Origin of the sequence: Burkholderia pyrrocinia (assembly GCF_022809715.1) — a bacterium.
Classification (GTDB): Bacteria; Pseudomonadota; Gammaproteobacteria; order Burkholderiales; family Burkholderiaceae; genus Burkholderia; species Burkholderia pyrrocinia_C.
The window spans coordinates 1,224,930-1,240,507 of the sequence record NZ_CP094459.1; the positions used below are offsets into that span (position 1 = coordinate 1,224,930).

14 protein-coding genes are annotated in these 15,578 nt (G+C 66.6%); 8 read left to right on the forward strand and 6 right to left on the reverse strand.

All coding sequences use genetic code 11. From position 1 onward, the window contains the following. Positions 1–12 precede the first annotated feature (12 nt). Genes MRS60_RS05870 through MRS60_RS05880 form a run of 3 tightly spaced genes read right to left on the reverse strand, consistent with a single transcriptional unit; the run spans position 13 to position 1,536 of the window. Entirely contained in the window at positions 13–348 is a 336-nt protein-coding gene (locus MRS60_RS05870) for a hypothetical protein (RefSeq protein ID WP_243565369.1), read from the reverse strand. Continuing rightward, positions 345–962 carry a type VI secretion system amidase effector protein Tae4 gene (locus MRS60_RS05875; RefSeq protein ID WP_243565370.1) on the reverse strand — a complete coding sequence of 206 codons (618 nt, stop codon included), beginning with the start codon at positions 960–962 and terminating at the stop codon, positions 345–347. The genes MRS60_RS05870 and MRS60_RS05875 overlap by 4 nt, the downstream gene beginning before the upstream one ends. Beyond that, positions 955–1,536: a PAAR domain-containing protein gene (locus tag MRS60_RS05880; protein ID WP_243565603.1), complete on the reverse strand. Its 582-nt coding sequence runs from the start codon at positions 1,534–1,536 to the stop codon at positions 955–957. The genes MRS60_RS05875 and MRS60_RS05880 overlap by 8 nt, the downstream gene beginning before the upstream one ends. 759 nt (positions 1,537–2,295) lie before the next feature. Here MRS60_RS05880 and MRS60_RS05885 point away from each other — a divergent pair. From MRS60_RS05885 to MRS60_RS05915, 7 genes are all read left to right on the forward strand, one after another. Then, positions 2,296–3,528 carry an aspartate aminotransferase family protein gene (locus MRS60_RS05885; RefSeq protein ID WP_243565371.1) on the forward strand — a complete coding sequence of 411 codons (1,233 nt, stop codon included), beginning with the start codon at positions 2,296–2,298 and terminating at the stop codon, positions 3,526–3,528. A 30-nt stretch (positions 3,529–3,558) separates the two neighbouring features. After that, complete coding sequence (gene aruF / locus MRS60_RS05890; protein ID WP_243565372.1) at positions 3,559–4,596, forward strand: arginine/ornithine succinyltransferase subunit alpha; 1,038 nt, start codon at positions 3,559–3,561, stop codon at positions 4,594–4,596. Continuing rightward, the gene (gene astA, locus MRS60_RS05895; RefSeq protein ID WP_034183146.1) at positions 4,593–5,627 is read left to right on the forward strand and encodes an arginine N-succinyltransferase; all 1,035 of its coding nucleotides are present in this window, start codon (positions 4,593–4,595) and stop codon (positions 5,625–5,627) included. The genes aruF and astA overlap by 4 nt, the downstream gene beginning before the upstream one ends. Positions 5,628–5,634: 7 nt before the next feature. Next, a complete protein-coding gene (gene astD / locus MRS60_RS05900; protein ID WP_105390748.1) occupies positions 5,635–7,098 on the forward strand; it encodes a succinylglutamate-semialdehyde dehydrogenase in 1,464 nt (487 codons plus the stop codon). 14 nt (positions 7,099–7,112) lie between these two features. Continuing rightward, on the forward strand, positions 7,113–8,453 hold the full coding sequence (gene astB / locus MRS60_RS05905) for an N-succinylarginine dihydrolase (protein ID WP_034183148.1): 1,341 nt from the start codon (positions 7,113–7,115) through the stop codon (positions 8,451–8,453). Between the two features lie 7 nt (positions 8,454–8,460). After that, on the forward strand, positions 8,461–9,504 hold the full coding sequence (astE, locus tag MRS60_RS05910) for a succinylglutamate desuccinylase (protein WP_243565604.1): 1,044 nt from the start codon (positions 8,461–8,463) through the stop codon (positions 9,502–9,504). Between the two features lie 360 nt (positions 9,505–9,864). Beyond that, positions 9,865–10,659, forward strand: coding sequence for an ABC transporter substrate-binding protein (locus tag MRS60_RS05915; RefSeq protein ID WP_034183150.1), 795 nt, complete (start codon positions 9,865–9,867; stop codon positions 10,657–10,659). A gap of 100 nt (positions 10,660–10,759) precedes the next feature. Here the strand turns inward: MRS60_RS05915 and MRS60_RS05920 are convergent, their stop codons facing one another. Further along, a complete protein-coding gene (locus MRS60_RS05920; protein WP_034183151.1) occupies positions 10,760–12,262 on the reverse strand; it encodes an HDOD domain-containing protein in 1,503 nt (500 codons plus the stop codon). Between the two features lie 27 nt (positions 12,263–12,289). Next, entirely contained in the window at positions 12,290–14,032 is a 1,743-nt protein-coding gene (cdpA, locus tag MRS60_RS05925) for a cyclic di-GMP phosphodiesterase CdpA (RefSeq protein WP_200882423.1), read from the reverse strand. A 277-nt stretch (positions 14,033–14,309) separates the two neighbouring features. On the opposite strand from cdpA, the gene MRS60_RS05930 reads away from it, so the two are divergent. Next, the gene (locus MRS60_RS05930; protein WP_105390752.1) at positions 14,310–14,858 is read left to right on the forward strand and encodes a peroxiredoxin; all 549 of its coding nucleotides are present in this window, start codon (positions 14,310–14,312) and stop codon (positions 14,856–14,858) included. 88 nt (positions 14,859–14,946) lie between these two features. Here MRS60_RS05930 and MRS60_RS05935 read toward each other — a convergent pair whose 3' ends face one another. Next, entirely contained in the window at positions 14,947–15,576 is a 630-nt protein-coding gene (locus MRS60_RS05935) for an SDR family oxidoreductase (RefSeq protein WP_105390753.1), read from the reverse strand. Positions 15,577–15,578 lie beyond the last annotated feature (2 nt).

The following is a 15,578-nucleotide window of genomic DNA, read 5'->3' on the forward strand; positions in this document are numbered from 1 at the left end:
CAGCGATAGGGGTTAGCCGGCAAGACCTAAGTAGGGTGCGACGTATGGCTTGCAATAGAACAGCGTGGCGAGCAACGTTACAACGAAAAACGCTCCGCCCCAGCGACGTCCCGACCATCGTTTATACGCTACCGCATTTAATATCGCGCATGAGACAGCGGGCCATAACAGCATGGCGAACATGCCCCACAGGAACTTCGCATGCGATGCGCAGTGTTCCATGTCGTTGCAACCTGTCGCATGTGATTTCACCTCGGGCCAATGGATGTGATTGAGGGCATAGATGGTCACCCATGTGACGAGCAAGCCCCATACGAACCCCAGTACAGCAAGCGCCATACGTTTCATTTCACTTCCCAGAAAAGGATTTCTTTCGAATTGGCAAGGTCGGAGAACCAGTTGTTGTTTGTCAGTGGGTTTCGGAATCGCGACATGCCAATGCGGAAGCGTAAGAAACTCACGACGGATGGCGTAAGCGTGTCCTTGTTCCACAGGTCGATATGACCGCCGCTTAGTACGTCGGCTGAGTCGCCGTCCTGTCGCCAGTAGCCGAAAAAGTAGATGATACCGGTTCGGTTTTTTACCTTGTCTTGCCAGTCCGGGCCGGTGATGTTTTCAGGTTTGCCAAGCCCCAGGAATGGACGCAGCTTTAACCATTCAGCCAGCTCGTACGCGCGCGTCGCAGTCGATTTGCCACCAAGTATCAGACGGCCTAGCGTTTTCTTCCCCGGCATCGGCTTCAACACATTTTGCGAAAACGACTTCATGGCGCTTCCGATGCCGTGAAACGTGACGCTCAAGCGAATGGCGCATTGATTCTCATATTCGCCAGTGGGGTCGTCGTAGGGGTCTTTCTTCGGGTACGCGTTCCAAAGCTCTTGAAAGGACAGCGCTTGAAGCTGTACAGATTTCTTTGATTTTGGTGTGTCGTTCGTGCGGACCTTCGTGGGAGGATTAGGCATGGCTTACCCCGGTGAGCTTTTTTGCAATTGCTTCGTCTCCCCAATAGACGGTGTAGTCTCCGGATCCGTCACCGGTGTGGACGCGCGGTAGCGCGCCGCTCGCATCGAGCACGCCGGAATGGACGCGGCCGTCTGCCGTCTCGATGTAATAGGGGTAACCTTCCGGCCCGTGGGCAATACTGCCGCTAGTCTTCGCTTCGACCTGTTCATCAAATGCACCTTTCTTGATCGACACGACGCGACCCGTTATCGTTCGGCTCGAAATGACCTCCCCGAGGCCTTTTAGCCCATCATCACACCATGCTTCACCGGCAAGCAGAGCAACGATGTTCGGCGGAGTCGGGCACCCGCACAGGACAGTATCGCGGTCTAGTGCGACTTCTCCCTGAAACTTGAGCCGATATGGCCCGCCAGCCTTTGCGATGATGCCGGTGCTTTGACATGCAGTGCAGAACGCACTGCCGCCAATCAAGGCTGCTTGATGCCCGTGGACCAGGAACGGTGGCCCGCTGTATGAGTTGATTGTTCCGCCGCTTGAAAGACTATCGCCAACAACCGCAATTCTTCTATTCATCGTTTGGCCCTCGCGGAAATTCACAATCGTATCGGCACGACGTAAGGGTGCATCTCGATATTGTTCGAGGCGCTTGAGACAGAGTGATCGCGCTGGGTGTGCAATTTGCCGACCGGTGCTCATTTGTTCCGTGTCATCAAGCAATGTGCCGACTGCGTTATTCCTCGTTCGCCGGCTGCGTCATTCTTGTGGGCTGTGAGAATGACAGGCTGCCTGTGCATAGGATTCGTGGCGTCGCGTGCGCGCCGTGATTCCCGGAACTGATCGACCAACAGCTCCGCTTGAGAGATGTGTACCTTGCAGCCGAGCGCAGCGAGGATGGAGCTGGCGGGTGGTATACCGCTCTGTTGGGTGGTGAGTGGTGTCGGAACCATTGCTCGAACCACTCCGGTCTCCTGACTGGCGCGGACACTTAGGTGCGATCCACTCTGATGACCACGGCACCGGGAAGTCATGCGTTTTCCGAGCGCCTTTCTTTTGGTTACTTTTCTTTGGCAAGACAAAGAAAAGTAACCGCCGCCCCGCGCAGGGGCGACACTAATAGACCGACACGATCACAGGTGCTTCACGCCCAACGCGAGCGAACCACCCAAAAAACCACCCTGACACCAAAACCCACAGCCCCCCGCCCGGAAGGGCAAAATAGCAGCAGAAAAAGGGGCTTCCGATAGAACCCGTCGCAATTCCGCAAGACGCTTGCGTCACCCTTACCTAAACTTGATCCTGTTGAACCCTCTTACGAAACCGAAAGGAACGACCATGACGACCTCGACCGTGACCCGCCAGACATTCGACGAAGTGATGGTGCCGGTATTTTCCCCCGCCCCGTTCGTGCCGGATCGCGCAGAGGGCTCCCGAGTGTGGGACACGGCCGGCCGCGAGTACGTGGATTTCGCGTGCGGCATCGCGGTGACGTCGCTCGGCCACGGCCACCCGGAACTGCTGAAGGTCCTGGACGAACAAGGCCGCAAGCTCTGGCACATCGGCAACGGCTACACGAACGAACCGGTGCTGCGCCTCGCGAAGCGCCTCGAATCGCTGACCTTCGCCGATCGCGCATTCTTCGCGAACTCGGGCGCGGAAGCGAACGAAGCCGCACTGAAGCTCGCACGCCGCGTCGCATTCGATCGCCACGGCGCCGACAAATTCGAAATCATCTCGTTCGTGCAGTCGTTCCACGGCCGCACGTTCTTCACGGTCAGCGTCGGCGGCCAGCCGAAGTACTCGGAAGGCTTCGGCCCCGTGCCGGCCGGCATCAAGCACCTGCCATACAACGACATCGAAGCCGCGAAGGCAGCGATCGGCCCGCAAACCTGCGCGGTGATCGTCGAGCCCGTGCAGGGCGAAGGCGGCGTGATCCCGGCCGATCCGGCCTTCCTGAAAGCACTGCGCGAAGCGTGCGATGCCAACAACGCACTGCTGATTTTCGACGAAGTGCAAACGGGCGTCGGCCGCACGGGCCAGTTCTACGCGTACATGGACACGGGCGTCACGCCGGACATCCTGACGACCGCCAAGGCGCTCGGCAACGGCTTCCCGATCGGCGCGATGCTGACGACGAACGAACTGGCCGCTCACTTCAAGGTCGGCGTGCACGGCACGACGTACGGGGGCAACCCGCTCGCATCGGCGATTGCCGACAAGGTCGTCGAACTGATCGGCGACCCGGCACTGCTCGAAGGCGTGCGCGAACGCAGCGTGCGCCTGAAGGGCGCGCTCGAACGCATCAACGCACGCTTCGGCATCTTCAACGACATCCGCGGCAAGGGCCTGCTCGTCGGCGTGGAACTCACCGCCGCGTTCGACGGCCGCGCGAAGGACTTCGTCAACGCAGCCGCCGAGAACGGCCTGATCATGCTGATCGCCGGCCCGAACGTGCTGCGCTTCGTCCCGTCGCTGGTGATCCCGTTCGACCTGCTCGACGAAGGCGTCAAGCGCTTCGAGAAGGCAGTCGAACAAGTGCTCGCCGCGCAGGAAGCCACCGCGCGCTGATCGGCGCACCCATCGCAGACAGGAACGACGATGCTATTTGTTCGCCCCGGCAAACTCACGGATCTCGATGCGCTCGCGCACATGGCGCGCACCGCGCAGCCGGTCCTGCACTCGCTGCCGCACGACCGTGCGGCGCTCGAAGCGCGCGTGGCGCTTTCCGAGGATTCGTTTCGCGCGGACGTCGACTTCGCCGGCGAGGAGTTCTACCTCTTCGTGCTCGAGGATTCGTCGACGGGCAAGCTGCTCGGCACGGCGAGCATCGTGGCAGCGGCCGGCTACTCGGAACCGTTCTACGCGTTTCGCAACGACGCACTGATCCACGCGTCGCGCGAGCTGCACGTGAACCGCAAGATCCACGCGCTCACGATGTCGCACGAGCTGACCGGCAAGAGCCGGCTCGCCGGCTTCTACGTCGATCCGTCGCTGCGCGGCGACGCGGCCGCGCACCTGATCTCGCGCGCCCGGATGATGTACATCGCCGCGAACCGCCGCCGCTTCACGCCCGAAGTGTTCACGCTGCTGCTCGGCGTCAGCGACGGCAACGGCGCATCGCCGTTCTGGGAAGCGGTGGGCCGCGACTTCACCGACGTCGACATCGCGTCGGGCGGCCGCAGCCGCACGTTCATCGCGGAAGTGATGCCGGCCTATCCGATCTACGTGCCGCTGCTGCCGGAAGCCGCGCAGCGCGTGCTCGGCGAGCCGAACGAGACGGCGCTGCTCGCGTACGACATCCATCTCGAGGAAGGCTTCGAACCCGACCGCTTCGTCGACATCTTCGACGCAGGCCCGGTGCTGACCGCGCAGGTTGACCGCACCGCGTGCGTGAAGCACGGCACGGAGTGCGTCGTGCGCGAAGCCGCGCACCAGCAGGGCGATGTCGCGTACATGGTGTCGACGGGCAGCGGCGAATCGTTCCGCTGCGTGCTGACCGACCTGCCGGGCGATGTGGGCGACGCGCCGCTGGCCGGCGACGTGCGCGCGGCGCTCGGTGTGAAGGATGGCGATGTCGTGCGCTGCGTGCCGCTGCACCGCCGCGACGATGAAGATTTGAAGGGAGACGCAGCATGATCGTCGTTCGGGTCGTACAAACGGGCGACGTCGACGCGCTCGTGTCGCTCGCGAAGGAAACCGGGCCGGGCCTGACCACGTTCAAGCCCGACCGCGACGCGCTCGCCGCGCGCATCGAGCGCACGCGCCGCACGCTGGCGGGCGAGGCCGCGCCCGGCGAGGCCGGCTACTTCTTCGTGATGGAAGACTCGAAGACGGGAGACATCGCGGGCGTATGCGGAATCGAATCGCAGGTCGGTCTCGAGCAGCCGTTCTACAACTACCGCGTGAGCACGGTCGTGCACGCGAGCCAGGAGCTCGGCGTGTGGACGCGGATGTCCGCGCTGAACATCTCGCACGACCTGACGGGCTACGCGGAAGTGTGCTCGCTGTTCCTGAGCCCGCGCTATCGCACGGGCGGCGTCGGCGGCCTGCTGTCGCGCTCGCGCTTCATGTTCATCGCGCAGTTCCGCGAGCGCTTTCCGGAACGCATCTGCGCGGAACTGCGCGGCCACTTCGACGAAGACGGCACGTCGCCGTTCTGGCGCGCAGTCGGTTCGCACTTCTACCAGATCGATTTCAACGCAGCCGACTACCTGAGCTCGCACGGCCGCAAGTCGTTCCTCGCGGAACTGATGCCGCGCTACCCGGTATATGTCGACCTGCTGCCGCAGGACGCGCAGGATGCGGTCGGCCTCACGCACCGCGACACGCTGCCGGCCCGCAAGATGCTCGAGGCGGAAGGGCTGCGCTACCAGAACCACGTCGACATCTTCGACGCGGGCCCCGTGCTCGAATGCCACGTGAACGACTTGCGCACAGTGCGTGAAAGCGTCGTCGTACCGGTCGCGATCGGCGTGCCCGACGCGCAGGGCGACCGTCCGCCGACGTCGCTCGTGTCGAACACGTCGCTCACCGATTTCCGCGTCGGCGTCGCGCCGGGCGTGGTCGCGAACGGTTCGTTCGTGCTGTCGGCCGACGATGCCGTCGCGCTCGACGTGAAGGCCGGCGATCCGGTCCGCGTGCTGCCGCTCAAAGTCAAACAGGGATAAACGAATCATGACGGAACTCTTCATCGACGGCGCCTGGGTCGCAGGCTCGGGCCCCGTCTTCGCTTCGCGTAACCCGGGCACCGACGAGATCGCATGGCAGGGCGACAGCGCATCGGCGGCCGACGTCGACCGCGCGGTCGCGAGCGCGCGCCGCGCGTTCGCCGGCTGGTCGGCGCTCGACTTCGAATCGCGCTGCGCGATCGTGAAGCGCTTCGCGGCATTGCTCAACGAACGCAAGGAAGCGATCGCAACCGCGATCGGCCGCGAGACGGGCAAGCCACTGTGGGAAGCACGCACCGAAGTCGCGTCGATGGCCGCGAAGGTCGGCATCTCGATCCAGGCCTACCAGGAACGCACGGGCGAGAAGCGCCAGGACATGGCCGACGGCGTCGCGGTGCTGCGCCACCGCCCGCACGGCGTCGTCGCTGTGTTCGGCCCGTACAACTTCCCCGGCCACTTGCCGAACGGCCATATCGTGCCCGCGCTGATCGCCGGCAACACGGTCGTGTTCAAGCCGTCGGAGCTCGCACCGGGCGTCGCGCGCGCGACGGTCGAAGTATGGAAGGAAGCCGGGCTGCCGGCCGGCGTGCTGAACCTCGTGCAGGGCGAGAAGGACACGGGCATCGCGCTCGCGAATCATCGGCAGATCGACGGGCTGTTCTTCACGGGCAGCTCGGACACCGGCACGCTGCTGCACAAGCAGTTCGGCGGCCGTCCGGAAATCGTGCTCGCGCTCGAGATGGGCGGCAACAACCCGCTCGTGATCGGCGAAGTCGAGGACATCGACGCGGCCGTGCATCACACGATCCAGTCGGCGTTCCTGTCGGCCGGCCAGCGCTGCACGTGCGCGCGCCGCATCTTCGTGCCGCAGGGCGCGTTCGGCGACCGCTTCCTCGCGCGCTTCGCCGACGTCACGTCGAAGATCACGGCCGACGTGTTCGATGCCGATCCGCAGCCGTTCATGGGCGCGGTGATCTCGGCGCGCGCGGCCGCGAAGCTGGTCGACGCGCAGTCGCGCCTGGTCGAGCAGGGCGCGAAGCCGATCGTCGCGATGACGCAGCGCGATCCGCGCCTCGGTTTCGTGAACGCGGCGATCGTCGACGTGACGGGCGTGGCGAACCTGCCCGATGAAGAACATTTCGGCCCGCTCGCGCAGATCGTTCGCTACGCGACGTTCGACGAAGCGATCGAGCGCGCGAACGACACGGCGTTCGGCCTGTCCGCCGGCCTGCTGGCCGACGACGCGCGCGTTTGGGAGCACTTCCGCCGCACGATCCGCGCCGGGATCGTCAACTGGAACCGGCCGACCAATGGCGCCTCGTCCGCCGCGCCGTTCGGCGGCACGGGCCGCTCGGGCAACCATCGCCCGAGCGCGTACTACGCGGCCGACTATTGCGCGTATCCGATGGCGTCGGTGGAAAGCACGCAACTGACTTTGCCCGCGAGCCTGTCGCCGGGCCTGCATTTCTGATCGAGGGAACGACGATGAACGCACAAGAAGCCAATTTCGACGGGCTCGTCGGCCCGACCCACAACTACGCCGGGCTGTCGTTCGGCAATGTGGCGTCGCTCAACAACGAGAAGTCGGCCGCGAACCCGAAGGCCGCCGCGAAGCAGGGGCTGCGCAAGATGAAGCAGCTCGCGGATCTCGGTTTCGCGCAGGGCGTGCTGCCGCCGCAGGAGCGGCCGTCGCTGCGCCTGCTGCGCGAGCTCGGCTTCTCGGGCAAGGACGCGGACGTGATCGCGAAGGCCGCGAAGCAGGCGCCCGAACTGCTCGCCGCGGCGAGCTCGGCGTCGGCGATGTGGACCGCGAACGCGGCCACCGTCAGCCCGTCGGCCGACACGAGCGACGGCCGCGTGCACTTCACGCCGGCGAACCTGTGCAGCAAGCTGCATCGCGCAATCGAGCACGATGCGACGCGCCGCACGCTGTCGACGCTGTTCGCCGATCCCGCACACTTCGCGGTGCACGAGGCGCTGACGGGCACGCCGGCGCTCGGCGACGAAGGCGCGGCGAACCACACGCGCTTCTGCGCCGAATACGGCAAGCCGGGCATCGAGTTCTTCGTGTACGGCCGTGCCGAGTATCGCCGCGGCCCCGAGCCGAAGCGCTTCCCGGCACGCCAGACCTTCGAGGCGAGCCGCGCGGTCGCGCATCGCCACGGGCTCGCCGAAGAAGCGACGGTCTACGCGCAGCAGGATCCGGACGTGATCGACGCCGGCGTGTTCCACAACGACGTGATCTCGGTCGGCAACCGCGACACGCTGTTTACGCACGAACGCGCATTCGTCAACAAGCAGGCGATCTACGACACGCTGACCGCCGCACTCGACGCACGCGGCGCGCGCCTGAACGTGATCGAGGTGCCCGACGCGGCCGTGAGCGTGAACGACGCGGTGACGTCGTATCTGTTCAACAGCCAGCTGCTGTCGCGCGCGGACGGCTCGCAAGTGCTCGTCGTGCCGCAGGAATGCCGCGAGAACGCGAACGTCGCGGCGTATCTCGACCGTCTCGCGGCCGGCAACGGCCCGATTCACGACGTGCTCGTGTTCGACCTGCGCGAAAGCATGAAGAACGGCGGCGGCCCCGCGTGCCTGCGCCTGCGCGTCGTGCTGAACGAAGCGGAGCGCGCGGCCGTCACGTCGAACGTGTGGATCAACGACACGCTGTTCGCGTCGCTCGATGCGTGGATCGACAAGCACTATCGCGATCGCCTCGCACCGGAAGACCTCGCCGATCCGGCGCTGCTCGACGAATCGCGCACGGCGCTCGACGAGCTCACGCAGATCCTGCGCGTCGGGTCGCTGTATGACTTCCAGCGCTGAGGTACCGATGCCCGCCGCCGCGCCGCTCGACGACTTTCTCGCGTTCACGCTGGCCGGCACCGTGCCGGCCGTGACCGACGGCGCCTGCGCGGGCGGGGCGGTGCGCTGGTTATGGCTCGGCGACGGGCTGCTCGCGCTCGAACCGGCCGCAACTGACGGTGCGGCGCGCGCGAGCGTGCTCGTATCGGCGGGCGTGCACGGCGACGAGACGGCGCCGATCGAGCTGCTGTCGATGCTGGTGCGCGATCTCGCCTCGGGCGCGCTGCCGCTCGCGTGCCGGCTGCTGGTCGTGCTCGGCAACGTGCCGGCGATGCGTGCCGGCGAGCGTTATCTCGACGACGACCTGAACCGCCTGTTCAGCGGCCGTCACGCGCAGGTGCCCGCGAGCCGCGAGGCGCCGCGCGCCGCGCAGCTCGAATCGGCCGCTGCCGCGTTCTTCGCGGCGGCGCCGGCGGGCAGCACGCGCTGGCACATCGACATGCATACGGCGATCCGCGCGTCGGTGTTCGAGCAGTTCGCGCTGCTGCCGCATACGGGCACGCCGCCGACGCGCACGATGGTCGAATGGCTCGGCGACGCGCGCATCGCGGCCGTGCTGCTGCATACGGCGAAGGGCAATACGTATTCGCATTTCACGGCCGAGCACTGCGGCGCGCTCGCATGCACGCTGGAACTCGGCAAGGTGCGGCCGTTCGGCCAGAACGACCTGACGCGCTTCGCGCCGGCCGACCTGGCCGTGCGTCGACTCGTATCGGGTGCGCGGGGCGGCCATCCGCGGAGCGACGCCGGGGCCGCGTTGCCGCGCGTATTCACCGTGATCGACCAGATCACGAAGCAGAGCGACGCGCTCGAGCTGTTCGTCGCGGCCGACGTCGCGAACTTCACCGCGTTCGCGCGCGGCACGGTGCTCGCGCAGGACGGCGACTACCGCTACACGGTGACGCACGACGAGGAACGGATCGTGTTTCCGAACCCGACCGTGAAGCCGGGCCTGCGCGCGGGCCTGCTTGTCGTCGACACGACGCGCGAGACGCTCGCGGCGCTAGTCTGAGCGCGTGTCCCGACCGATTGCGCGGCCGCACCGGCATGCGGCCCGCGCCTGACAAGCAAGCTGTCGGTATCCCGTCGTCGCCTGCATGCCGCGGCTGACGGTCCGCCGCCCCCGGCCTTGCGTATTTGCGACATCGTCTTGCAAGTTCGGCGGCCGGCACGGCCGGCGCCGCGCACGCACCGCAGCATCGCGCGCCGACGGCCGCTTTGCCATATCGGGCCGCGCGGATTGGTACAATCGCGGCCTTGCGGCTGTTGCGCCGCATCACGGCGCGGCATCGACATTGTCGCGGCCATCTGGCCCTGCAATGATGCAAGCGCCCGTAGTTCCGGAACATTCGAGTATCGAGGAGAGCACCAGATGAAGTTGGATTGGCGTAAAGTGGCCGCGCACGCGGTGGTGGCGGCATCGGTCGTGGCGGCAGGCAGCGCGTTTGCCGCGGATCTGAAGGAGATCCGGTTCGGCGTCGAGGCCTCGTACGCACCGTTCGAATACAAGACGCCCGACGGCAAGCTGACCGGCTTCGACATCGACATCGGCAACGCGGTGTGCGCGAAGCTGAAGACGAAGTGCGTGTGGGTCGAGAACGACTTCGACGGCCTGATCCCCGCGCTGCAGGCGCGCAAGTTCGACGCGATCAACTCGGACATGACGATCACCGACCAGCGCAAGCACGCGATCGCGTTCACCGATCCGATCTACACGATTCCGAACCAGCTGATCGCGAAGCAGGGCAGCGGCCTGCTGCCGACCCCGCAATCGCTGAAGGGCAAGCGCGTCGGCGTGCTGCAGGGCACGATCCAGGAAGCGTACGCGAAGAAGAAGTGGGCGCCGGCCGGCGTCGAAGTCGTGCCGTACCAGACGCAGGACCTGGCCTATGCCGACCTGAAGTCGGGCCGTCTCGACGCGACGTTCCAGGATTCGGAAGCCGGTTCGAAGGGCTTCCTGACCAAGCCGCAAGGCCAGGGCTTCGGGTTCGCGGGCGGCACGGTCAGCGACACCGAGATCCTCGGCTCGGGCGTCGGCTTCGGCCTGCGCAAGAACGACGCGGCGCTGAAGACCGCGCTCGATCAGGCGCTGAAGGACCTGAAGGCCGACGGCACGATCGACAACCTCGCGAAGAAGTACTTCAGCGTGCCCGTGACGCTCAAGTAAGCGTTTCGTTCGATCGCACGATGCAAGCAAGCCGGCCGCTCATGCGGCCGGTTTGCTTTTGGAGGCAGGAAACGACGCGGGCAGGCCGCCGCTGGCCGCGCTACGCGGGAAAGAACCGGCCCAGTTCGCGCGCGAGCTCGTTGAGCACGCTCATCTCCTGCTGCGCGATCTTGCGCGCGGGCTGCGCACCGGCCCAGTCGCCATACAGCAGCGCGACGGTCGTCGTGCCGACCCGCACGGGCAGCAGCACGAACGCGCGCGTGTCGTCGAACGCGTCCAGATACCACGCGGGCAGGCGCTTGAGCATCTTCGGATCCTGCGCCTGCTCGATGAAGATGCCGACCGAATTCGTGATCGCGAGATGAAACACGTCCGGCTCGAAGCGTTCGTCGAAGCGCAGCCGGTCGAGCGCCGTATCGACGCCGGGGCCGAAGCCGAGGCGCGCGGCGAACGTGCCGTCGTCGTGACGCACGAACATCACGGTGCGCGTGAACGCGAGGCCGGCCAGCAGGCTTTCCGACGCGAGTGCGAGCACCGGCGTCAGCACATGCTCGGACGGCAGCGCGCGCAGGTCCGCGAGGCCGGCTTCGAGGCATGCCTCGGGCTCGGCCTGCGCGCGCGCGATCGCATCGGCGTTCGCGCGCAGCTCGACGATCTCGCGCATCACGGTGTCGCTCGCTTCCTCGCGCGCGAGCAGGTCGGCGATCTCGACGAGCGCGTCGGACTCCATGTCGAGCTCCGTGCCGTAGTGCTGCGCGAGCGTCGCAATGCGCGCGTCGCGCTGCGGGCTCGCGGGCATCGCGAGCGCGCTCGCGACGTCGGTCGAGCAGCGGCTCACCGCGCGCAGCCAGCGTACGCGGTCGGCCGGGCCGTCGTCGGCTGCATGGCCCGCGTTGCGGTCGTCGTCGTATTCGTCGTCGAACGCGTCGGCGTGGGCCGCGTGATCGTCGTTGGCCATCCCCGCCCGAATCACGTCGGGCAGCCGCCAGCGCGCGGCCGCTTCGAGCCCGATCTCGTCGAAGCCGACGCCGAGCACGTCGATGCACGCGGCCGCGTCGTCGCCGTTCAGCTCGGCCGTGCGCCGGCGGATCCGGTCCCATTCGCTGTCGAGATAGCAGACCACCAGCAGCTTGCCGACCTGGCGCATCAGCGTGCAGACGACGGCTTCCTCGCCGCCGCGCAGCTCGGCGTGCTCGGTCAGCTTGCGCGCGACGCAGCCGGACAGCAGCGCGCGGTTCAGTTCGAGCTTCGCGTCGATGCGTCGCGGCGTGCTGTGGTGGAAATGGTCGACGAGCTTCAGTCCGACGACGAGATGGCCGACCGCGTCGAGGCCGAGCACCATCAGCGCGCGGGTGACGGTCGTGATGTTGCCGCCGAACGCCATGTACATCGCGGAGTTCGCGAGCCGCAGCACTTTCTGCGTGAGCGCGAAATCCGACAGCACGACGCGTACGAGCGCTGTGAAGTCGAGGTCGTCGTTCTTCATCGCGGCCATCGTCGCGCGCAGCGATTCCGACAGCAGCGGGAAGTCGCCCCGTTCGTTCATCCGGGCCCACAGCTTGTCGAGCAACGCGGTGCGGGGCAGGTATTCGGTGGTTGACATACGGATCTGTCCGGTTCGCCGCGCGCGTCAGGCGGCGGCGTGCAGGTGCAGTTGCTGCGCCTCGAAGCGCCGTGCGAGTTCCTCGGACGGCAGCGCCTGGCAGACGAGCCAGCCCTGGATGTGATTGCAGCCCATCTCCGTCAGCAGTTCGCGCTGCGCCTCGGTCTCGACGCCTTCGGCGACGAGCTCGAGATCGAGCGTCTGCGCGAGGCCGACCACCGCCGACACGATCGCGCGGTCGTTGCGCGACGTCAGCAGGTTCTCGACGAAGCTGCGGTCGATCTTCAGCTTCGCGAGCGGGAAGCGCTGCAGGTACGCGAGGCTCGAATAGCCGGTGCCGAAATCGTCGATCGCGAAGCGGATGCCGAGATCGGTCAGCTCCTCGAGCAGCCCCTTCGCGTGCGCGGGGTCGTGCATCAGCAGGCTTTCGGTGATTTCGAGCACGATGCGGCGCGGGTCGATGCCCGTCAGCGCGATCGCCTCGCGCACGCTCTGCGTGAAGCGCGGGTCGCGGAACTGCTGCGGCGACACGTTGACCGCCACGTACTGCAGCGCGAGCCCCTGGCGGTCCCATGCGACGAGCTGCATGCACGCGGCCTTGAGCACCCAGTTGCCGAGATAGTTGATCAGGCCGATCGATTCGGCGAGCGGAATGAAGGTCGCCGGCGGCACGAGGCCGTGCACCGGATGGCGCCAGCGGATCAGCGCCTCGACGCCGACCACCGCGCACGACTGGCTGTGCGTGATCGGCTGGAAATGGAGCGAAAACTCGCCGTTGCGCACGCCGTCGTACAGGTCGGCTTCGAGCTTCAGCCGTTCGGCGTCGGCCGGATCGTCGACGGGCGCATGGAACGCGAGCGCGTTGCCGCCCGATGCCTTCGCCTGCGCGAGCGCGTGGTCGGCGCGGCGCAGCAGCGGGCTGTGGTGCTGCGCGCGATGCGGCGCGGCACGCTCGTCCGGATAGAGCGCGATGCCGATGCTGGCGGACAAGTGCACCGTCTGCCCCTGGTACACGTAGGGTTCGCGCACCGCGGCCTGCAGCCGGCGCGCGAGCGCGTCGGCTGCATTGCTCGCCTGCACGCGGTCCGGCGCGCCGAGCACGACCGCGAACTTGTCGCTTGCGACGCGCGCGAGCCGTTCGTTCGGCGTGGCGAGCGCCTTCAGCCGCTGCGCGGTTTCGCGCAGCAGCGTGTCGCCCGCGTCGTAGCCGAGCGCGCGGTTGATCCGCTGGTAGTCGTCGAGATCGAGCAGCAGCAGCGCCGCGCAGGTGCCGTCCTCGTCGGCGGTCTGCTGCGCGCGCATCAGCGCGGGCACGAGCGCGGACAGGTTGTCGAGCCCCGTCATCGGATCGTGGTGCATCTCGTACGTGAGGCGCGCCTCGAGCGCGCGCCACGACGATACGTCGAACGCCGCGATCGCGAAGCCGTCGACCCCGTGGTGGCGGCTCTTGAACGCACGGATCTCGACGTCGAGCGGGTAGGTCAGCGACTTGACGATGCACATCGTCGCCTTCTCGACCTGGCCCGAATGCGCGGCGCGTGCAAGCAGGCCTTCGAGCGCCGCGGTATCCTGTTCGGCGATCAGGTCGCGCAGCGTCAGCGTGTGCAGGTAGTCGCGGTGGTAGCCGATGAAGCGCAGGCTCGCGTCGGACACGTACAGAAAGCGCAGCTCGCGGTCGACATGGGCGAGGAAATCCACCGTGCCGACCGTCTGTTCCAGCCAGTTGCGCACGGAGTCGTCGCGCCGCGGCGCGCCGGCGCGCGCGGGCATCAGCGCGCCGCCCGACCAGGCGAAGCGGCGCAGCGTATGCAAGGCGCTGCGCCAGGAGCCCTTGCGTGACGTCTGTTTCCTGTTGGCTTCCATGTTTCTCGCTGACGTGAAGGGCTGGAACCGGTTGTCCGGAAGGAATAACGGCAGACTGTGGGAAATCTTTAACGGGCCGGGCGCGGATGGCGCTGCCGCGCAATCCGATCATGCACGCGCGTTCGACAGGCGAACGCCGACGTAGCCTACATCGAGGCTGACTTTATAAGAAATGAGGACGCAGATGAAGCGAAAACTGTTGCTGGGCGCCGCGGCGGCGCTGGTGGCCGGCCATGCGCTGATGGCGCAGGCGCAACTGAAGCCGGGCGCCGCGGCGCCGGACTTCACGACGCAGGCGTCGCTGGGCGGCAAGACTTACACGTACTCGCTCGCCGATGCACTGAAGCATGGACCGGTCGTGCTGTATTTCTACCCGGCCGCGTTCACGAAAGGCTGCACGATCGAGGCGCATGCGTTCGCGGATGCGGTCGACCGTTACAAGGCTTACGGCGCGACGGTGATCGGCGTATCGGCTGACAATATCGACACGCTGACGAAGTTCTCGGTGAGCGAGTGCCGTAGCAAGTTCCCGGTCGCGGCCGACCCGGACGCGAAGATCATCCGCGAATACGACGCGAAGCTGCCGGCGCTCGACCGCGCGAACCGCGTGTCCTACGTGATTTCGCCGGAAGGGAAGATTCTGTACGAATACACGAGCCTGTCGCCCGACAAGCACGTCGAGAACACGCTGGCCGCCGTGAAGGCGTGGGCCGACGCGCATCCGAAGCAGTAAGCGGCAGGCCCACGCGCAAGCGGCCCGTCGTGCGGGCCGCGGGCACGGGAAAACGCGCCGCCCGCGAGGCGGCGCGCATGGCGCCGCGCTACGCGCGCAATGCCTGCTCGATCGGCACGCCGCCGCCGACGAAGCCGACGATCTTGCGCGAGATGCCGAGCTTGATCGCCTCGATCGCGGCCCACGCGACATCCTGGCGCGATACCGGCGGCGCGGGCTCGACGCGCTCCTCGGTCAGCGCGATCTTGCCGACGCCCGGCGTGTCCGTGAGCGGGCCGGGGCGCAGGATCACGTAGTCGACGCCGGACGCGATCACGCGCTCGTCGCCTTCGCGCTTCATCTGCGAATAGTGGCGCAGCGCGTCGGGGCTCTGCTCGGGCCAGTACGCGGACAGCGAGCTGATCACGACCAGCTTCTGCACGTTGTACGCCAGCGCATACTCGGCCGCGCGGGCGACCGCGTCGCGGTCGATCTGCTCCTCTTCGGCCGCGCCTTCCGATTCGGCCGAGCCGGCCGCATAGATCACGTGCGTGATGCCCTGGAATGCGTGCGAGAAATCGTCCGTCAGATCTGCCTCGACGACCTTCGCGCCCGGCAGCGCATAGCCGTGCCGGCGCACCAGCGCCGTGACCTCGAACTCCGGCTGCTTGAGCAGCAGATCCGCGCAGGCCTGGCCGGTGCGGCCGGTCGCGCCAATCAGCAGTACCTTCGTCGTCATGA